General features: G+C 70.2%; 13 protein-coding genes, 3 pseudogenes and 1 riboswitch. Of the genes and pseudogenes, 6 read left to right on the top strand and 10 right to left on the bottom strand.

Features of this window, described 5'->3' with window-relative positions; translation table 11 throughout:
- Positions 1–14 precede the first annotated feature (14 nt).
- The gene (locus tag ACFY3N_RS19970) at positions 15–908 is read left to right on the top strand and encodes a hypothetical protein (RefSeq protein ID WP_390818008.1); all 894 of its coding nucleotides are present in this window, start codon (positions 15–17) and stop codon (positions 906–908) included.
- Between the two features lie 369 nt (positions 909–1,277).
- Here the strand turns inward: ACFY3N_RS19970 and ACFY3N_RS19965 are convergent, their stop codons facing one another.
- Positions 1,278–2,492 carry an MFS transporter gene (locus ACFY3N_RS19965; RefSeq protein ID WP_390818007.1) on the bottom strand — a complete coding sequence of 405 codons (1,215 nt, stop codon included), beginning with the start codon at positions 2,490–2,492 and terminating at the stop codon, positions 1,278–1,280.
- A 54-nt stretch (positions 2,493–2,546) separates the two neighbouring features.
- Here ACFY3N_RS19965 and ACFY3N_RS19960 point away from each other — a divergent pair, with 54 nt between their 5' ends.
- The 3 genes and pseudogenes from ACFY3N_RS19960 (at position 2,547) to ACFY3N_RS19950 (ending at position 4,375) form a co-directional block, all read left to right on the top strand.
- Entirely contained in the window at positions 2,547–3,290 is a 744-nt protein-coding gene (locus ACFY3N_RS19960; RefSeq protein WP_390818097.1) for an AraC family transcriptional regulator, read from the top strand.
- Positions 3,212–3,556 (top strand): annotated as a pseudogene (locus ACFY3N_RS19955) (DUF664 domain-containing protein); the annotation flags it as partial. The gene ACFY3N_RS19960 and the pseudogene ACFY3N_RS19955, both read left to right, overlap by 79 nt.
- Positions 3,557–3,790: 234 nt before the next feature.
- Positions 3,791–4,375 (top strand): exonuclease domain-containing protein, encoded by a 585-nt coding sequence (locus ACFY3N_RS19950; protein WP_390818096.1) that lies wholly within the window; start codon positions 3,791–3,793, stop codon positions 4,373–4,375.
- Positions 4,376–4,858: 483 nt separating this feature from the next.
- Here ACFY3N_RS19950 and ACFY3N_RS19945 read toward each other — a convergent pair whose 3' ends face one another.
- Positions 4,859–5,536, bottom strand: a complete 678-nt coding sequence (locus ACFY3N_RS19945) for a hypothetical protein (protein WP_390818006.1) — start codon at positions 5,534–5,536, stop codon at positions 4,859–4,861.
- Positions 5,537–6,227: 691 nt separating this feature from the next.
- Positions 6,228–7,487, bottom strand: coding sequence for an MFS transporter (locus ACFY3N_RS19940; RefSeq protein WP_390818005.1), 1,260 nt, complete (start codon positions 7,485–7,487; stop codon positions 6,228–6,230).
- A 278-nt stretch (positions 7,488–7,765) separates the two neighbouring features.
- Here ACFY3N_RS19940 and ACFY3N_RS19935 point away from each other — a divergent pair.
- A pseudogene (locus ACFY3N_RS19935) lies at positions 7,766–8,008 on the top strand (IS5/IS1182 family transposase); the annotation flags it as partial.
- A gap of 169 nt (positions 8,009–8,177) precedes the next feature.
- Here the strand turns inward: ACFY3N_RS19935 and ACFY3N_RS19930 are convergent.
- The 6 genes from ACFY3N_RS19930 to ACFY3N_RS19905 form a co-directional block, all read right to left on the bottom strand.
- Positions 8,178–12,044, bottom strand: coding sequence for an NACHT and WD repeat domain-containing protein (locus ACFY3N_RS19930; RefSeq protein ID WP_390818004.1), 3,867 nt, complete (start codon positions 12,042–12,044; stop codon positions 8,178–8,180).
- Positions 12,041–12,463, bottom strand: coding sequence for a hypothetical protein (locus ACFY3N_RS19925; protein WP_390818003.1), 423 nt, complete (start codon positions 12,461–12,463; stop codon positions 12,041–12,043). Before ACFY3N_RS19925 ends, ACFY3N_RS19930 begins: the two co-directional genes overlap by 4 nt.
- 650 nt (positions 12,464–13,113) lie before the next feature.
- The gene (locus tag ACFY3N_RS19920) at positions 13,114–13,509 is read right to left on the bottom strand and encodes a (2Fe-2S) ferredoxin domain-containing protein (RefSeq protein ID WP_390818002.1); all 396 of its coding nucleotides are present in this window, start codon (positions 13,507–13,509) and stop codon (positions 13,114–13,116) included.
- Positions 13,490–14,311 (bottom strand): ABC transporter ATP-binding protein, encoded by an 822-nt coding sequence (locus tag ACFY3N_RS19915; protein WP_390818001.1) that lies wholly within the window; start codon positions 14,309–14,311, stop codon positions 13,490–13,492. Before ACFY3N_RS19915 ends, ACFY3N_RS19920 begins: the two co-directional genes overlap by 20 nt.
- Positions 14,308–15,321: an iron chelate uptake ABC transporter family permease subunit gene (locus tag ACFY3N_RS19910; RefSeq protein ID WP_390818000.1), complete on the bottom strand. Its 1,014-nt coding sequence runs from the start codon at positions 15,319–15,321 to the stop codon at positions 14,308–14,310. The genes ACFY3N_RS19915 and ACFY3N_RS19910 overlap by 4 nt, the downstream gene beginning before the upstream one ends.
- Complete coding sequence (locus ACFY3N_RS19905; RefSeq protein ID WP_390817999.1) at positions 15,318–16,370, bottom strand: ABC transporter substrate-binding protein; 1,053 nt, start codon at positions 16,368–16,370, stop codon at positions 15,318–15,320. Before ACFY3N_RS19905 ends, ACFY3N_RS19910 begins: the two co-directional genes overlap by 4 nt.
- A 55-nt stretch (positions 16,371–16,425) precedes the next feature.
- Positions 16,426–16,602, bottom strand: a riboswitch (cobalamin riboswitch).
- A gap of 64 nt (positions 16,603–16,666) precedes the next feature.
- Between ACFY3N_RS19905 and ACFY3N_RS19900 the strand changes: the two are divergent.
- Positions 16,667–16,889, top strand: a pseudogene (locus tag ACFY3N_RS19900) (IS5/IS1182 family transposase); the annotation flags it as partial.
- Between the two features lie 85 nt (positions 16,890–16,974).
- Here the strand turns inward: ACFY3N_RS19900 and ACFY3N_RS19895 are convergent.
- Complete coding sequence (locus ACFY3N_RS19895; protein WP_390818095.1) at positions 16,975–18,576, bottom strand: SpoIIE family protein phosphatase; 1,602 nt, start codon at positions 18,574–18,576, stop codon at positions 16,975–16,977.
- Positions 18,577–18,790 lie beyond the last annotated feature (214 nt).

Below are 18,790 nucleotides of genomic sequence, written 5' to 3'. Positions count from 1 at the left end.
CCTGCTGGTCCTCGATGAGCCGGAGCAACGCCTCGACCCCGGCGCCCGCGTCCGCCTCGTGGACGTACTGCGCGCGGAGGGCGACAACGGCGATCGTCCTCGCCTACGCGGGGAAGACCGTCGCGGAACTGCCCACCACCGTGCTGCGGTCACGAGCCCGCGCCTCCGGCGGTGTGCCGGCCGGCATCCTGGCCATCGACATGCGCTCGGCCCGGCTCGCCATGACCGGCGGCCCGGAGTCCCGCAGCCGTGGGCGCATCGAGCGGTGGGCCGCCGGGCTCGCCCCGCCACGCTCCCCCCGCCTCCTCGTCGCCCGGCGCGACACAGTGGCCCTCCTCATGGCCCCCCGAAGGGCCGCCCTCGTGCTCCTGCTGCTCGTTCTCGCCGGGGCCGCCGCGGTCGCCTCGGCCCGCGCCCGGGGCGGCACGGCCCACCTCGCGGCCGCGGTCGCCGCCCTGCTCGGCTACTTCGCTGCCTCCAACCTGATGGAGCCGGCCCGGCTGGACGGCGACGGCGCACGGCGCGCAGCGTGGTCTCCACGACCCTACGAGCGCATCGCGCTCGCCCACGCCCTCGTTCCGACCCTCGCGCTCGCCGCCACCGGTTGCGTCCTCGCGGCGCCTCTCGCCCTGTCCCGCCTCCCCTCGGCCCCTCTCGTCTTCGCCGCCGTCCCCGTCCTCGTCGCCGCCGGCCTGCTGAGCGCCTACCGCCCACCCGTACCTGCCTGGATCCTCTACAGCGGCCCGCTCCTCGCCGACGCCGGCCCCATCATCGCCGTGCTGTGGTACGCCGTCGGCCCTCTTACCGGCATCACCGCCCTGATCCTGTCCGGCCCCCTCCCGGCGGACCTTCCCCCGGCGGCGGCCCCTGGGCCCGCCTGGCCACCTGCTGGGTCCTGGCCGCACTGATGCTCCGCCGAGTGGTGGGACGGGCGCGGAAACGGGTGCGTCCGTAGCCGTGCAAGCCGCGAGACGCGCAGTAGGCCGGTCACCTCGATCCCAACGGCATCGCTCTCCCCCAGCTCCTTGCGCAGTCCCTCAGCCCGCTCGGCCGGCGTCGTCCTGTACCGCTCGGAAACTCGTCGCCGCTGGTCAGACTGCGTACCCGTACTCGTTGATGACGCCGCCCGGTACTCGGGCGCGAAGGAGTCGGTGTACTTCGCGTCCCGGTCGCGGAGGCCGCTCGCCTTCCCAGCCCGGAGCGGGCAGTGGTCCTGGGCGTCCGGTGCCTGCGGACTCACCGCAGCGACAGGACGACGGCCTCGTCGTAGGGGCCGGTCATCGGGAGTCGGCAGGGGTGGGACTGGGGGCGGCACCGGTGTCGTCTCCCTTCGCAGATATCCCGGTCTGAGGCTGCGGCACGCCCGGTTCGGGCAGGGTGCGGAAGAACAGCCAGCTCAGCACGGGCATCAGGACGAGAGGTGCCAGGGCGGTTTGCAGGGACGTGGCGTCGGCGAGACCGCCGATGGCGGGGTTGGCCAGGCCGCCGATGCTGACGGTCAGGCCGAGGGTGATCCCGCTGGCGGTGCCGACACGGGAGGGCAGGTAGTCCTGGCCGAGCGTGACCTGCAGTGAGAAGGGCACATACAGGCCGCCCGAGGCCAGTGCCACGAACAGGTAGATGGCTGGGCCGGGCACCCACACCACGCCTGCGATGGCCACGGCCGTGATCAGGTACGACCGGCGCGAGACCGTCACCCGGTCCCAGCGGGCGGCCAGGGACCCGCCGAGTACCGAGCCGATCGCACCGCCGAGGTAGAGCACGGACAGGGCTGCAGTGCCCGCGGCCGTGCTGCCGCCCAGGCGCTGGCGGGCGTACAGCGAGATGAAGGTGCTCAGACCGATGAACGCGATCGATCGGAAGGCCACGGCCAGTGACAGTTTCACGAAGGAGGCGGTGTCGTCGCTTCCGGCGGGCACCGTCATGCGGGTTCCTGCGGCCTGCCTCTGCTGCAGGGCGTGCACCACGGGCAGGCACATCGCGGCACCGGCGAGAGCCGGCAACACCAGCAGGGGTGTCCAGCTCAGTCCTCCGGTGGCCATCACTGCGGCGACCATGAACGGGGCCAGCGCGAAGCCGATGTTGCCGCCCGTGGAGAACCAGCTCATGGCGCGGTGACTGCCCTGGCCGGCGATGCGGGCGACGCGGGCGGATTCGGGGTGGTAGGCGGCCACGCCGATCCCCGATACCGCAACGCATGCGAGGGTGAGCGTGTACGAGCCGCTCAGGCCGCTCAGCGCGATGCCGGCACCGCCGAGCAGCGTGCCGACCGGCAGCAGCCAGGGCATGGCCCAGCGGTCGGTGAGCGCGCCGAACACCGGCTGCGCCACCGAGGACAGCAGTGAGCCGGCCAGTACGACGCCCGAGGCGACCGCGTAGGTGTAGGCACGCTCGGTGACGAAGAACGGCACCAGGGCCGCCACGGCACCTTGGTAGATGTCGACACAGGCGTGACCTACGGACAGCAGGACGATCGATGTGTTCCTTCGCATCCCGCCATGTTCCGGACTCGGCATCATGTCGCGCTTCCGATAAACTGCCACATGATGATGGAAATCCGCCACGATCCCGTAGCCCCGACCCGCACCCAGTCGCTGGCGTCCGGCGGCTCGATCGATGCCCACAGGCACGACGACCACCAGATCATCTATGCAGGCCGCGGGGTACTGGCCGTCACGACCGGCGAGGGATCCTGGGTCGCCCCGGGCACGCGTGCCATCTGGGTGCCCGCCGGCACCGTGCACGCACACCGGGCCTACGGCGAACTCGACCTGCACCTGGTGGGGCTGCCCGCCACCGAGAACCCACTCGGCCTCGACGCACCGACCGTGCTGGCTGTCAGCCCACTGCTGCGCGAACTGATCATCGCTTACACACGTGCCGAGGACGACGACAGCCCTGAACGGGCCCGCCTTCGCGCGGTGCTCCTCGACCAACTGCGGGCGTCCCCCCAGCAGCCGCTGCACCTGCCCACTCCCACCGCACCCCTGCTGCGCGCTCTGTGCGACATCCTGCAAGCCGCCCCGGGTGACGGCCGCACCCTCGCCGAACTCGGCCGCCAGGTCGGGGCGAGCGACCGCACCCTGTCCCGGCTGTTCCGCAGTGATCTCGGCATGACCTTCCCGCAGTGGCGCACACAGCTTCGCCTCCACCACGCACTGGTCCTCCTGACCGAGCGGACGCCGGTGACCGCGGTGGCACACCAGTGCGGATGGTCGTCCACCAGCGCCTTCATCGACGTCTTCCGCCGCACCTTCGGCCACACCCCGGGCTCCCACCCGACGGGCTGAGGGCCCTCAGAAGCGCGTTTTGCCCTATCGGGAATGCCTTACAACCGGCGCGGTGTCAGCCGCTTGGGGCGGGCCGGGCTCACGTTGTGAGGATCCGTCGGTGGAGTGCGATGTCCATAAGCAACGAGGGCGTGAACGCGGCCTTTTCGGATGACGTCGGCCGCCACCCCGACCGCCACTCCGGCAACGCCAACCTCCGCCGGATGCTCATCCATCTCGTTGAGGAGACCGGGCGGCACGCGGGGCACGCGGGCATCGTGAGGGAGCCGCTCGACGGGACGAAGGGGTACTACTGGCTCTCTCCAGTGGGTCGCGACCGGAGCCGAAGTCGGATCGAGGCAACGGCGACTCCTCGGAAGTCGACCGACGTCGCCCACGGTTGCCACCGATCAGCGACACCGCGAGCGGGATGCCCCGGCCGTCGGTGCAGAGCGGATCGGCGTCAGGGCAGCCTAGAAAACTACGTGCTCCAGCCGTTGCCTCTCCCTACGCTTCCTGCCATGGACAGCACCCGGACCCAGAATCTCGTCAACGTCGTGGACGTCGAAGCGACGTGTTGGGCTGGTTCCCAGCCGTCTGGCGAGGTCAGCGAGATCATCGAGATCGGGCTGACTGTCATCGACCTGGACGCCGGCGAGCGTCTCGCCCGACACCGGATCCTGGTGAGGCCCGCCCGGTCCACTGTCAGCAAGTTCTGCACGGAGCTGACCGGCCTCACTCAACACGAGGTCAGTCAGGGGGTCACCTTCGCCGAAGCGTGCCGACTACTGGCGGCCGAGCACCGCGCGGGCGCCCGACCGTGGGTCAGTTGGGGCGACTACGACCGCCGTCGGTTCACACGGCAGTGTCAGGCCACACGGACGCCCTACCCTTTCAACCGCCGTCACATCAATGCCAAGGTCGTCTTCACCGAGGCATACGGTCTGCGCAAACGCCCCGGCATGGCACAGGCCCTGGAGATCGCCGGGCAGCGGCTCGAAGGCCGTCACCACCGGGGGGAGGACGACGCCTGGAACATCGCGGCCCTCGTGCTTCACCTCTCTGAACGGGGAGTCTGGCCGGCCACGGTAGAACACCCCGCCTGACGCACCCGCCCGGCTTGAAGGACATCCCGCAGAGGCCTTACCACTACAGGTCAGCGGCGCTCCTTCTTTGATCAGACTTCAAACGTCCCGTGAGTTCCGAACGGTCCGCCGACGTTCTCCCGGCATAAGCTCTCTGGGATGAACGCACTGGTCCGTGTTCCGTGAGACGGGGCAGAGATGCCTTTCGGATACTCCACGGGTCGCGCAGTACGGGACCGCGCAGTGAGAGTCGGGCTGAACAGCGAAGTGGGACACTGCAGATGAGCCAGAACGCCGTGCCGCACACCGCCACGACCGGGGCCTGGAAGACCGAGCAGGTGTCGGTACAGGGCCTGGGACGCGGAGCGGCAGGTCTGCACGGTGGCCGTTCGGACGCAGGCGTACGGCGCTCCCGCTCGACGGGAAATCCCCGTGGTGAGCCGGGTCTTGCTGGTCCGAGGGCCGGGGAGGAGGACGAGGCGGCCGACGGTTCGCACAGTGAGGTCACACCGCCTGGTAACCGGCCATCCCGGCGATCCACTCGATGAAGTCGCCGGCGTCCTCGTTGGCGCCATGGCCGGCGTCCCAGTAGTAGAGGTGGCTGACCTCGTCGCCCAGCTGGTGTGCGGCGGCGGCAAGGTTCGCGGAGACCGTCAGGGAGGTGTCGGAGTCGGAACTGCCGAGCCGGATCCACCAATGCCTGGCCCGGCCGGGGTTCGGCTTGTCGACCAGGTGGTACATCGGGTTCACCAGACGCAGCTTCTCGGGGATGTCGCTCGCGAGCCGGGCGCCCGCCCCCTTCTCCTTGCGCAGACTGTAGAGGGTGAAGTGGCGGTACTGCTCGGTGCCCGCGCCGAACTCGTTGTTGATGTCGCCGGCCATCGCGTCGGAGGAGCCGGCGGGGGCGGTGCCGTAGTACTCGCCCTCGGAGTCCTTGAGCGTGCGTCCTCGGGCCCCCGGCTCCACGACTACGTACCCGGCGGCCAGCCCCAGCCGGGGCAGGCTGATCGGCTTGCCGCCGCCGAGCTGGGCAGAGCTGCCGGACTCGGTGCCGGACGCGGAGGGTACGCCCTTCGTGCTCTCGGCCTGTGCGGTGAGGGCGACGCCGCCGACTGCCGCGACGCCCGCGGTCGCGCCGATTCCGATCACGACGCTCCTGCGCTTGACTGCCCTGTGCTTCACGCGGATGCCCTCCTCGGCTCCTGGGTGCTTGCGTCTTCGAACACAGGGCGATCGCCGACGAAATTGTTAACAATATGTGGTATTCACAGGAGACACCCAGGCTTGCCCTCACGCCGCAGCCGAACGCGGTTGCCCCACGTCGACGACCTGAGCCGCCGGCCACGAACGGCCGGCGCTCGCGGCTTCCGCGAATGACCACGGGGTCCGGGTGCAAGGCCGTGCCGGCTCGCGGCAACTGCGCGGGGAGGCAGCGCCCCCGGACACCTACGCCTCCGGCATCGGCCGGGGAGAACCGTGCGGCTCCGGGCCTGCAACCCGTTCGGCTCCGCCACGTGATCGGCGAGGGGCAATCCGTAGCGGTTCACCGGAGGAGACGCGGTGGCGGAGGAGGACGAGCCCGGCTCGGCCGGGCATCCGTCTCATGATCCTTTCGGTGCACGTGTCGGTGCCTTCCGGCCATTGTGGCGCTCGGCGGTCGGGCCCACGTCGACGGCCGTCCGCTTCGCGATCCGGGACCGGATCACCGGCACTGCCGGCCGGCCACCGCCTGACCACAGCCCCGGGCCGCGGGCCCGCACACCGCGCCGCACCATCAAACCGCCCCGGGCCCGGCAATGCGGCCGTTCCCTCCCTCCACCGATCGCTGCGGCGGCATGCTCGCCCGGCCGCGTGCGGGGCCTTGCGTCGGATCTCATCTGCGGTGCTTGCCGCGGTGCGGCCGGGAGCGGATGCCGTAGGTGAGGGCGCAGGCGAGTCCGAGGCTTTGCAGTACCGCGCAGACGGTGATCAGTGTCCGTATGGCTGCCGGGTCGACGAGGGCCATGAGGAGACCGGCGAGGGGGTAGGGCAGGAGCAGGAGCAGCACGGTCACGGACAGTGTGCTGCCGAACACCTCGGCGGGGATGAGGTGGGACCGCAGTGTGCGCAGTACGACGGCCAGGACGCTGTCGCCGGCCATGAAGACGGCGATCAGTACCAGGTACGTCCGGTAGGAGTCGGCGTGCGCGATGAAGAAGCACGGCACGCTTGTCACCAGGGCGGCGCAGCGGCCCACTCTCGGCAGTCCCCACCGGTCGATCATGACGCGGCAGGTGGCGACCGCCAGCAGTGACGCGGCGGCCGCGCAGGACCAGATCACGCCGACCGAGGCGCTGGATCGGCCGAGGTGCTTCACCACGATCACCGGGGTCGCCGCCTCCACGAGGGCGAGGGCGAGGTTGGAGAACGCCAGCCCGGCCACCAGCCATGCGAGAGCCGGCAACCTGCGCAGGGTGGACCAGCCGGTGCGCCACCCTTGTGGCACGGGCACGGTTGCCTTCGGCGCTTGTGGGGGCGCCTGGCGTATGTGCGGGGATATGGCTGCCGACAGGATCGACAAGCCGCCGATCACGGTGAGCATGCCACTGGGGCCGTCCCACTGGAGAAGGACGCCGCCTGCCGCCGGGCCGACCAAGGCGGCTGTCTGATCGATGCCCAGGAGGACCGACTGGACGCGATGAGCCGCGTCGCCCGCGTCCCTACTGGCGACCGCGCCGACGCTTTCAGCCGCGATGTAGCTGAACTGGGTCAGGCACCCCGCGCACGCAGCCAGGAACATCACCAGACTCAAAGCCCTGTCGTCATCGGTCATCGCCAGGGCGGGCGTCACAAGCCCGATGACCAAGGCCCGAGTTGTGGCGGCCAGCCGGAACACCCGCGCGGGTCCGTAGCGGTCGACAGCCATACCGGCCAGACCGAACGTGCACAACCGCGGCGCCCACGTCAGCACGAAGGCGATGCCGGTCAGGGAGGACGAGTTCGTCGTGCCCAGCACCAGCAGCGGAATGCCGTAAGTGACCATCGAGGACGCGGTCGCGTCCGCCAGACGGGGCAGGTAGACGCCCCTGGTCCGGCCGTGGGTGACGGTGCGGGCGTGCCGGGGCGCGGCGGGCCGGACTTTCTTGGTTATCAAAGACAGCAGGCTCTTCTGTGGGTTGTGGCGGCGGTCGATGAGCGATCTGGGCGGGAAGGGCGCAGGGTTCGACGGAGCGGGTTCAGGTGGAACTGGGCGGAATGTTCGCAGTCCGCACCAGCGGTGGGGAGCTACGAGATGTTCACCGGTCAACGACCGGTACATCTGGAACAGCGTGATCAACTCGCCAAGTGTTACGCGAGGTAAGTCATGGCCTTGCGCACCGAGATCGTCCCGTCACCGGTGCGTTGACCGGGCATGGGTGGGGTGACTTCAGCATCGTCGACGGCGCCCTTGCGCCCACCCGCGACCGCGGCATCGCCGCCTCCCGCAAGAACTACCGCTACTCCACCAACGTGCAGGTCGTCATCGACGCCGACAGCCGCCTGGTCGTGGCCATCGGCCTGCCGCTTCCCGGCAGCCGAACATGCAGCGAGTCCGGCGTCGACCGGGCTTTCCGCGGCGCCCCGGTCATCGCCGACGGCGGCTGCCGGGGCACCGGCCTGCTCGTCCCGCACCGCGTCGGACCGGGCACCGGGCAAGCTCGGCAGCGCCTCGCACGCACGACTCGGCGATCTTCCGCGTCGTCACCCCGTTGAGCGGTACGCGATGCCCGCCAAGATCCGCGCCCGCCCGCTGCCCGGAGCAGTGGCCGCGGGTGGAGGCATGCCGGGAATCCGCGAGCCGGTGTCATCCGCCGCAGGGCGGGTCGTAGGCCAGGTCTGGTGACACGTACTTCTTCCACAGGGCAGGACTCATGGCCTCACGCGTCGATGCGCACAAGATCGCACGGGCGCGGACGGGGTCGGTCTGCCAGAGTCGTACGGTGCCGTCCTCGCCACCGGTGATCAGTAAGCCTCCGTGCGGGCTGAACCTCAGTGCCGCGACCGAGTTGATGTGGCCCGTGACCGGGAGCCCGTAGGCGGCCGCGTGGGCGGGGTCGGAAACGTCCCACAGGCGGATCTGCCCGAGGGCGTTGCTCCCCGCGAGCAGCCTGCCATCCGGAGCGAAGCCGACGCCGGTCACGATGCCGCCGCTGAGCAGCGGTTTCCCGATGGCTTTCGGGGACATCGGCCGGGATACGTCCCACAGCTTGATTCTGCTGTCTCCGCTGCCCGTCGCGATCAGCCGCGAGTCCGGGCCGGCCGCCAGGGACCAGACCACTTGGGCACTGGCCACCCGCTCGACCAAGGAGGGGACGACTCCGTCAGCAGTCCGCCACGCACGGACGGAGCCGTTGATGTCCCCGCTGTAGATGTACCCGCCGCGGGGCACGGCGGCCAGGCCCCTGACCGGCCACCGCTGTCCGCTCAGTTCGCCGCCGAGTGCTGCGGGGCGCCGTGGGTCCGACACGTCCCAGGCGCGCAGCCCGCCCACATAACCGCCCTGCAAGTTCATCGAGGCCGCGACGAGCGTGTGCCCGCCGGCGTCGAAGGCGAGGGCTGAGACCGGCTTCGTCTGCCCGGGCAGTGCCCCACCGGTCTCCACCGGACGGGCCGGCGCAGAGACGTCCCACAGTCGCACGCCACCGCCGCTGTCTCCGGTGGCCAGGACAGTCGTCCCGGACTTCCCTGGTCTGATGGCCAGCGCGTCCACCCTCGTACGGAATGGCGGAAGCGCGCCAAGCCGGGTGAGTCGGCTCGGGTCGGAGACGTCCCAGAGAGTTACGTGGAGGCCGGAGGCCACCGCGAGAAGCCGTCCGTCACCGGTCTGCGCCAGCGCGCCGACCCCCTGACCGCCATCGGTGACGGCCAGTGTCGGAGGCAGCCGCCAGAGCAGCACCTTGCCGTCCCCGCCGGCGCTGGCGAGGGTTCGCCCGGTGGTGTCGAAAGCCAGACGGCTGACGACGGTGGTGTGTCCGCGCAGCAGGGGGGCGATCGCCCTTGTCTGCGCCGCGGCACCGATGTTCCAGAGGGTGATGCTCCCCGAGTTGTCGCCAGTGGCGAGGACCTGCCCGTCCGGGCTGAAGGTGAGCACGTCGACGGTGGTGCTATGGAACAGAGTGGTGGTCACCTTCGGCCGCTGTCGGTCCGATACGTCCCAGACGAGCACCTTGCCATCGCCCCCGGCGGTGGCCATCACCTGCCCGACGGGACTGAACGCCACCTGGTGGATCACGCCCTTGTGACCGCCCAACTCGCCCCCCAGCGCTTTGGGAAGGGACGGACGCGATACGTCCCACGACCGCAACAGCAGTCTGCGGTCGGTCCCCGGGCCGGTGCCGCCGCTGACCGCGAGGGTGGCGCCGTCAGGGCTGAAAGCGACGGAGGTGATGCCCTGCCGCTGGACGGATACCACGGTGCTCAGCCGTTGCGGACGCCTCGGGTCGGAGACGTCCCACAGCTGCACATCGCCGGTCGACGTGCCGTTGGTCTCGAGTCTGGTGCCGAGAGCCAGCACCCGGTTGTCGGGGCTGAGCTCCAGGCTCACCACCTGGCCCTCCGAAACCGCCACCGGATCCGACAGCGCCACCGGGTGACCGGCGTCGGAGACGTCCAGGATCCGTATGCTGCCGTCCGAGCCGCCTTGGACCAGCAGGTCGCCCCGCGCGTTGTATTCGACCGGTCCCACGTTGACCCCCTCCCCCGCGCTGAGTGCGGAGGTCACCGGGGCCGGGTGGACTGGGTCCGAGGCGTCCCAGAACCGCACCTTGCCGCCGGCAGTGGCCAGTCGGCCGCCCGGGCCGAACGCCACTGAGGGAAAGGCGCCGAACTGCCCTGGCAGCGGCGTGGACAGCACGGAGGCCGTCGCCGTCATCAGCCGCGTGCGCAGTCCGGCCGTCGGCCGCATCCGGTATGCGACGAGGTCGAGCTGCGCGGCGAGCGCACCGTTGGTTTCGCGTTGACGATCCGCCTCCGCGCTGACCCGGTCGAAGATGGCGTTGTCGCGCTGTTCCAGAGCATTGCCCCTCTGGACGAAGCCGAAGATCGCGAACCCCGAGGCGAGCAGCGCCAGCACGACGACGGCAGTCACCGCGCCGCGCCGGATCCGTCGGACCCTGCGCTGGTGGCGCCGGGAAGCGGTGAGGAACCCTGTGACCAGCGGGGTGAGGTCCTCGGGGCTCGCGCCCGACGCCCAGGCGCGGGCCACCTCCAGCTTGGCCCCCTTGTACAGCACCGTCGTGTCGTTCCGTCCGCCGTGTTTCCAGGCGACGGCTGCCTCTTCCAGCTCCTGTCGGACCGGTACACCGCTCCTGCCCGCCCCTATCCACTCCTGGCGCAGCCGTGGCCAGGCCCACAGCAGTGCCTCGTGCGTGACCTCGACGGTGACGACGCCGTCCTCCCGCTCCGCGCTCTGGGTGAGCAGGCGTGCGCGGGTGAACCGTTCGGCGACTTCTGGGACCGCCTCCGGGTCGGCGGCGGCCAGCAGCAGATCGGCGCGAGTACGACGGCGGCGGGTGACTTCCCCGTTCTCGCCGATCCTGATGAGGCCGAGGAACATGAGCCGCGTCGCCTGCTGGGCGGACGGACTCAGCTTTCCGAACTCTTCCTCGGCGGTGGCCGCTACCGCGCCGTCGATGCCTCCCGTGTCGCGGTAGCTGTCCACGGTCAGCGTGTTGTCCCTGCGTTCCAGCCAGGTGGCCCGCAGCGCGTGTCCGAGCAGCGGAAGCCGCCCGGCCTCGTACGCGCCCTCCTCCGGTCCGGCCGCGCCGCGCAGGTCTCGCAGAATGACGTCCACCAGCCCCGGCGCAAGTAACAGACCGCTCCGCGCGGCTGGTTTGATCACCGCCTTGCGCACCTCGTCGTCACTCATCGAGCCGACGATGACCTGGCGGTTCATCAGGGCGTCACGCAGGTGGGGAAACGCGGTGCAAGAGCTGTAGAAGTCCGAGCGCAGACCGTAGACGGCCAGGATGACGGGCTCATCCGTACCGGCCAGGCCGACGAGCACGTCAACGAAACTGCGGCGTACGGAATCGTCCTGGCAGAGGGTGAACAGCTCCTCCAGCTGGTCCACGACGAGCACCACCCGGCTCTCCGGCGGAAGTTCGAGCCGCTCACGTATCAGAGTGCTCAGGCTGCCGGGACCGGCTTCCATGGCATCCGCGACCAGTGCTTCCTCGGATCCGGTGAGTCTGCTCAGGCCGGAGACGAGCGCCTCGAGCGGATCAGCGGTGGGGGTCAACAGCAGTTGTGGCCAGCGCCGGGATCCGGGCAGCTGGCCCTTGGCCAGCTCGGGAAGCAGCCCGGCACGTAGCAGCGAAGACTTGCCCGCACCGGAGGGAGCGACGACGACCAGCGGACTGTGATCGGTCAGACAGAGCTCAAGCTGGTTCATGATCCTGCTGACGAGGACTTCCCGGCCGAAGAACCACTCCGCTTCGTCCCTGCCGAATGCGCGCAGTCCGGGGTACGGGCACTCCTCGACCGTCGAGGGGGTGGTGGTCCGTACGGACTCCTCGCCGCCTGAGTGATGGTGCTCGTGCCGGTGGTGGTTCACGCCGCCGTGGACGACGACCATGCCCCCCGCTGACTGATATACGGTGCCACGCTGAGTGGCCCAGGCATGCAGCTCGACGTCCCCGGCCATCTCCCCGCCATCCCTGCGGGACGTCATGGAAGCCTGATGTTCGTCATGTCGCGGCCGGACTGGTACACCTGTGCGTCGCCGCCGGCTTGCGCCCGCATCTCCGGACTCCGCTGGGCTTCCCACTCCTGCGTGCCGTCTTCACCTGTTTCGGCGGTGAGTTCGGCGACAATCTCGGCAAGAGCCCGTGCCGCCGTCTCGTCAGCGGCGAGCAGTTGACGGAACCGCAACCGCCAAGCGGCGGCGAGGTCGAGCGCGTCGTCCTCATGGGCCGGGCTGAGGAGCAGTTCACGGGCGTCTTCCAGTTGCTCTTCCACGGCGGCCACCTGCTCCGGACGGTGCCACAGCTGTCCGACCAGCGTCCGCACCCGTTCCCAGGCATCGGTGGCGAGTGAGTTCATCACCGTGGTTGCGGCTGCCGTCGCCAAGGCAGTCAGTTGTTCGTCCATACGCACCCCCGTGTTCAATTACCGTGTTCTATAGGCAAGGTGATGCAATCGAAAGTGTTAATGCAAGTTTCAAAATTGATCAGAATTCGATTGTCGCGGGCTGATGCTCCGCCAAGCTCTTTTCCGCAGTTCAGTGGGACCGGTGTGATGCGCCGGTAAAGTCCTCACGCTAGCAGGCGGGGTGATCGTTGGCACGAGATCGTCTGGCGCGGGTGTTCTCGCGGGTTCCGGAGTGAGGTTCGGGGGGCACCGCGTAGTTTCCGCGCCGGAAGGGATGTTCATGGCGGATGTGCTGACGTGGACGATCACTGGGTGCTCTCATAACGCGTCCGGGTGACCTTCGAGTCACATCCGTGTACTTCCTCGACAGTTGGGGCGGCCCTCTTCCCGCGCTGTCCAACGAGCTCGTGCACGGCAAGCAGGGAGGCGTTGAGAATCGCGGCGGGGCCCGGCGTTCACATCGGTCGTGCTGATGTCAGGTCCGCGGTCTGCTGGGGGGACAGCAGACCGGCGATGGCCTGGACGGTGTGACCCATGTGCTCGCGGCGGCCGAGATGGCGGGTCGGAGCACGCCAGTTCTTCGGGTGAGCGATACCGTGCTCGACACGGATCCGCCTCGATCGACGCGATTGACCGCCGACGGACCGCCCTCACGCTCCTCGCGCTCTCCGGGGCGGGGTGAACACGTACAGATCAAGAATGTCGGGGCAGGGAGCGACACCAGGGCCGCCGGCCTGTATCCAGGCGGCGATGTCCTCGGTGGCGTCACAGTCGTTGACGAGACCGAGCCAGACCGGACGAGCGCCGGCGGCCCGTGCGGCAGCGGAGGGCTGGACGACGATCACGTTGGCGTGTTCGCACACGTCGAGGCAGTCCGAGACGCGTACGAGTACCTCCTCGGCCAGGCGTGCGAGCTGTCGGTCGTGATCCACGCCGGCGACTTTCGGGGTTCCGCAGCAGCAGCCCCGGCAGACGACGGCACGGCACGGTACCGGTTCGGCGGTGGTGTGCTTCGTGCCCGCTGCTTCAGGGCGCTGTCGAGGCATCGCTCGTCACATTCCTCTTCGGGGGGTGTCCGTCCCGGACCGCCGGGCGCAGGAAACGGATCACGGGGCGGTCGGGGACATGGGTGACCTCGGCGCGAACGCCGTAGACCTGTTCGATGAGAGCGGGAGTGAGGACCTCGGCCGGGGTGCCCTCCGCGACGGTGCGGCCGTCGCGCAGGACGAGCAGGCGGTCGCAGTACATCGCGGCGAGGTTGAGGTCGTGCAGGGCGATCACCGTGGTGACGGGCAGGCTCGCCACGAGGTCCAGCAGGTCGAGCTGGTGCTGGATGTCGAGGTGGTTGGTGGGTTCGTCGAGGAGGAGTTCGCGGGGTTCCTGGGCGAGGGCGCGGGCGATCTGGGCGCGTTGGCGTTCGCCACCGGAGAGGGTGTGCCAGGACTGGTCGGCCCGGTCGGTCAGTCCGGTGCGCCGCAGAGCCTCGGCAACGGCTTCCGCATCGGCCGCCGTCGGCGGCGACCAGGCGCGGCGGTGCGGGATGCGGCCGAGGGCGACGACGTCCCGGACGGTCAGTTCGGTCTGGGTGTGGGCGTGCTGCTCGACGGTGGCGATCCGGCGGGCGGTGGCGCGGCGGCCGACCTCGGCGAGTGGGCGCCCGTCCAGCGTCACGACTCCGGCGGTGGGTGCGAGGACCCCGGCCATCAGCCTCAGCAGCGTGGATTTTCCCGAGCCGTTGGGGCCGAGCAGGCCGACGGTCTCGCCGGGGCGCAGGGTGAGGGTGACGCCGTCGACGACGAGCCGGTCGGCGAGGCGCCGTACGACGCGGTCCGCGTCCAGGCCGGTCACGTCCTTCTCCGTCCGCGGTGGAGCACGGCCACGAACGCCGGCACGCCGATGAGGGACGTCACCACGCCCACGGGGACCTCCTGGGGGTCGAGGACGGTACGGGCGAGGGTGTCCGCCCACACCAGGAAGACCGCCCCGGTCAGCGCCGTGACCGGCAGCAGGCGGACGTGGCCCGCGCCGGTGAGGGCACGGGTGGCGTGCGGGAGGACCAGGCCGACGAAGCCGATCGCACCGGCACAGCTGACCAGCGCGGCGGTGAGCAGTGCGGTGGCGCAGAGCAGGACCAGACGGGTGCGGGCGACCCGGACCCCGAGTCCGGCGGCGGCCTCGTCACCGAACGCGAAGGCGTCCAGCGTGCTCGCGTACCCGAGGCAGACGACGAGGACCACCGTCAGGACGACGGTGCAGAGCAGTACCTGGCCCCAGTCGGCGCCGGTGAGTGAGCCGAGCAGCCAGAACAGCACGCCCCGGGTGGTCTCCGCGTCCGCCGAGGTGAGGACGATGAAGGAGGTCAGCGCCGAGAACAGCTGCATGGCCGCGACCCCGGACAGGACGACCCGGTCGGTGCTGCCGCCGAGGGTGTGGCTGAGCAGCAGCACGAGCGCGAAGGAGAGCAGCGCCCCGAGGAAGGCACCCGCCGACAGGGACACCACCCCGCCGCCCACCCCCAGCACGACCACGGCGACCGCGCCCGTCGAAGCGCCTGAGGACACCCCGAGGACGAAGGGATCGGCCAGCGGATTGCGCAGCAGCGACTGCATCACCACCCCGCACACCGCGAGCCCGGCGCCGCACACGGCGGCGAGGAGGGTGCGGGGCATGCGCAGGTTCCATACGATGCCGTCCCGCAGCGGTGCCGGCGCGCTCTCGCCGAGGCCGAGATGGGCCGCCACGGACGCCCAGACGTCACCGGTGGAGATGTCGGCGGGGCCGATCGTCACGGCCACGGCGATCGACGCGAGCAGCGCGGCCAGTCCGCCGGCCGGCAGCAGCAGGGTGCGGACGCTCACTCGGCGAGCCCGAAGCCGCGCAGACCGGCCGCGACCTTCTCGATGCCCTCGATGGTGCGGATGGACGGGTTCATCGCCTGCCCGCTCAACAGGACGTACCGCTTCTTCCTCACGGCGGTCAGATTGCGGGTGGCGGGGTTGGTCTCCAGGAAGCGTATCTTGGCCGCGGCGGTCTCGGCGGTCTGCTGCTTGCGGGTCAGGTCGCCGATCACGATGACGTCGGGGTCACGTTCGGCGACGGTCTCCCAGTTGATCCGGGGCCATTCGTCGTGGGTGTCCGCGAAGGCGTTCTCGGCACCGACGGCGCGGGTGATGGCGCCGGGTGCGCCACAGCAGCCGGCGAGGTAGGGCGACTGGGAGTTGGCGAACCAGTACATGAGGGAGACGTCGGATGCGTGCAGTCCGGCGGTGGCCGCGCTCACCCGGTTCTTCAGCGAGGCGACGAGCTTCTCGCCGCGCTCCTGCACGCCGAACGCGCGGGCCAGGTCGCGTATCTCGCCGTAGACGGCGTCGAGGGTGAGCGGTTCGCTGCGCGATCCGTCACCGCCGCTGTCATTGTCCTTGCCCTCGGAGCAATCGGACGGCGAGACGTACGTGGGCACGCCCAACTTCTCGAACTGCTCGCGGGTGGCGACCCCGCCCTTGCCGAGGGTGGAGACGAACGAGGCGGTGACGAGGTCGGGTTCGGCGCCCAGGACCTCCTCGAAGGAGGGGTTGTTGTCGGCGAGACGCGGCACGGACGCGTTGGCCTTCCCCAGCCCCTTCATCACCGGGTCGGTCCAGGTCGCCGTACCGGCCATGCGGTCGGCGAGTCCCAGGGAGAGCAGAATCTCCGTGGTGCCCTGATTGAGGGAGACGGCCCGCTTCGGCACCGACTTCAGAGTGACCTCGTCACCGCAGTTGTCCAACGTCACCGGGTAGCCGGCGGCGGAGGTCTCCTCGGACTTCGCATCGTCGTCGCCGGAGGAGCCGCAGGCGGTGAGCAGCAGGGCGGACGCGAGGAGAAGCGCCGGGGTGCGGAGAAGGGCGGGGGTACGGAGCACGGGCATGCCTCTGGGGTCGGGGCTCGTACGCGGAGCCTGGCCTACGGACGTCCCTCCGCGCCGGGGGCGCGAAGGTGCCAGCAGGTCTTCGGACTCGGGTTCGTCCGGTCGGGGCGCCTTCCCGGTCTCCCAGTGGCGTCGTGCCCCGCCCGTCCCCCTCACCGCTGCGCGTCAGTTCCGGATTCGCACCGGATTCCCTGGCCTCGGGTGTGGCTCGACTGGCCCATGGAGACTATCAAGTCCGTCGTACGGTCGGCTCGTGCGCTCGGTCACGGGACACAGCACCAACTGATCATTTCAGCGCTCGTGGCATCACACCGAAGACCGCGCCCAAGGGCGCCGCCCACGGGTCCGGCCTGGACAGGGCCGGGTGGGTCGTCGAGCGCCGTCGCCTGGCTCCACCGGTTCAAACGCCTGCGGACCCGCTGCGCGATACGGGCCGACCTCCGCCTCGGACCGCTCCAACTCCCCTGCGGCATCATCTGCTTGCGACGGCTCCGAACCTCATTCCGAAATGATCGGTGAGTGGGTCGAGGGCACCTGCCGTCGCCTCACCCCGGCCGAGGGCTGACAGCGTCCCGGGCCGGTCGTCGGAGGGCTTTCCGTGTCGTCACCGGTGCTCGTGTCGGCGGTCTCCCCGGGCGGGCCGTGGGTCGCCAGTTGCGGTCAGGGTCAGAACGGCGAGGTCGTCGCGCAGCCGTTCGCCCCACCAGCGGTGGGCGTCGTCCATCAGTGCGGTGGCTACGTTCTCGGCGGGAATCGGCGCATCGGTCGGCGGCAGGGAGGCGACGACGGCAGCGAGGTCTTCCGGGGTCCGCTGGTCTGCGGCGCCGGCTCCCTCGGTGAAGCCGTCGGTGTAGAGCACCAGGGTGTCGCCGGGTCGCAGTTCCGCTTCGGTGACCGGGTGGCGTGGCGTCTCCAGTACGCCCAGCAGGGCGCCTCGTGTCTCCAGCGGTGCGGTCTCGCCGTTCGCTCGGCGCAGGAGCGGTGCGGGGTGGCCGGCGCTGGCGATCCGGAGGCGGGTGGGCGTGTGGGTGGTGTCGATGACTACGTAGATGAGGGTGCAGAAGGGGGTGTTCTGGCGGCGCAGCGCGTTGTTGATCAGGCTGAGGACGTGGGTGGGGTTGCTGGTGTGCTGGGCGGCGGCCCACAGGGTGTGGCGGACCAGGCCGGTGATGGCGGCCGCGTCGGGGCCCTTGCCGCAGACGTCGCCGAGGACCAGGACGTGGCGGCCGTCGGGAGCGGTGAAGGCGTCGTAGAAGTCACCGCCGATGTGCAGACCCTCACTGAACGGTTCGTAGCGGGCGGCGAGGTCGAAGCCGGGCAGGTCGGGCAGCCGGGGTGGGAGCAGGGGGCGTTCGAGGGCACGGGTCGCCTCACTGAGGCGGTTGAGCAGGCGGTCCTGTTGCGTGCCGATGGCTATCTGGTCGGCGATGTTCTCCAATGTGGCGAGGACGGTGCCGGGCAGCGCCAAGCGCGTGGTCAGCGACAGCACGCCGAGCAGTTCCCCACCGGAGACGAGAGGGAAGCCGGTGAACGACACCCGGCTGCTCGTCAGCCGACCGGCGTGCGAGTCGGTGCGGAACGGGGTGTCCAGGTACGGACGGCGTGCCGCGACGACCTGTTGCGCGAGGGCGCGCTGAGCCGTCTCGCAGAAGGAGGTGTCGGGGTGCTCGTCGTTGTCCTCGGTGCAGATGGCGTGGACCAGTTCGCCGCGGGTGTTCAGGTTCCAGATACAGACGCGGTCGGCGCCCAGGCGGTCGGTGGCGGCGCGCACGCACCTGTGGAGGCGTTCGTCCAGTGGTCCTGGCGCCGTCATGGCCGCGGCGACTTCGGCGGTGAGCAGGGCGTGGCTGGTGCGTTCGGCGAGTTTGCGCTGGGCGTGCAAGCGGTCGGTGACGTCCTCGGTCAGGACGAGGGTGCGGCTGCGTCCCTCGGTGTCCAGGACCTGCCGCACAGCCATGCGCAGGGCCTGAGAGGTGCCATCACCGCGGACGCGTTCGAAGATCGCGTCGGGCTCGGCGTCGCGGCGTTGCCCGGAGGTGGTCAGATAACGGTGCAGCGCGGTTCGTTGGTCTTCGGGGAACAGATCGGTCACCGGCCGGCGCACCGAGTTCGGCTCGGTCAGCTCCAGGACGCCGGCGGCTCGTTGGTTCCAGGCGATCATCGCGTCGCCGTCCAGCATGAGCACACCGACCGGGGCCTGGGTCAGAAACTGTCCCAGCAGCCGCTGCCCCAGCTGCCGGTCGATCGAGACGCCCGAGGACAGTCGCTGTTGGGCCGCAGCCCGCGCTGCGGCGTGCGCTCGGCGGTGGGGGGGGGGGGGGGGGGTGGTTTTTCATCACCCCACCCAATTTTTTAAGCCAGGGCCGCCCGCCCCCCCCCCCCCCCCCCCCCCGCACCGCGGGGGATAACAACCCGGGGGC

The organism is Streptomyces sp. NPDC000348 (assembly GCF_042898795.1).
Classification (GTDB): Bacteria; Actinomycetota; Actinomycetes; order Streptomycetales; family Streptomycetaceae; genus Streptomyces.
Note: the sequence above shows the minus strand (reverse complement) of the source record. Positions and strands in the feature narration are given on the sequence as shown.

Bases quoted from the DNA above. Each gene is read 5' to 3' on its own strand.
- ACFY3N_RS19970 (WP_390818008.1), top strand. From the start codon at position 15: ATGAGCCGGAGCAACGCCTCGACCCCGGCGCCCGCGTCCGCCTCGTGG.
- ACFY3N_RS19965 (WP_390818007.1), bottom strand. From the start codon at position 2,492: ATGCGAAGGAACACATCGATCGTCCTGCTGTCCGTAGGTCACGCCTGT.
- ACFY3N_RS19960 (WP_390818097.1), top strand. From the start codon at position 2,547: ATGATGGAAATCCGCCACGATCCCGTAGCCCCGACCCGCACCCAGTCG.
- ACFY3N_RS19950 (WP_390818096.1), top strand. From the start codon at position 3,791: ATGGACAGCACCCGGACCCAGAATCTCGTCAACGTCGTGGACGTCGAA.
- ACFY3N_RS19930 (WP_390818004.1), bottom strand. From the start codon at position 12,044: ATGACGTCCCGCAGGGATGGCGGGGAGATGGCCGGGGACGTCGAGCTG.
- ACFY3N_RS19925 (WP_390818003.1), bottom strand. From the start codon at position 12,463: ATGGACGAACAACTGACTGCCTTGGCGACGGCAGCCGCAACCACGGTG.
- ACFY3N_RS19920 (WP_390818002.1), bottom strand. From the start codon at position 13,509: ATGCCTCGACAGCGCCCTGAAGCAGCGGGCACGAAGCACACCACCGCC.
- ACFY3N_RS19905 (WP_390817999.1), bottom strand. From the start codon at position 16,370: ATGCCCGTGCTCCGTACCCCCGCCCTTCTCCGCACCCCGGCGCTTCTC.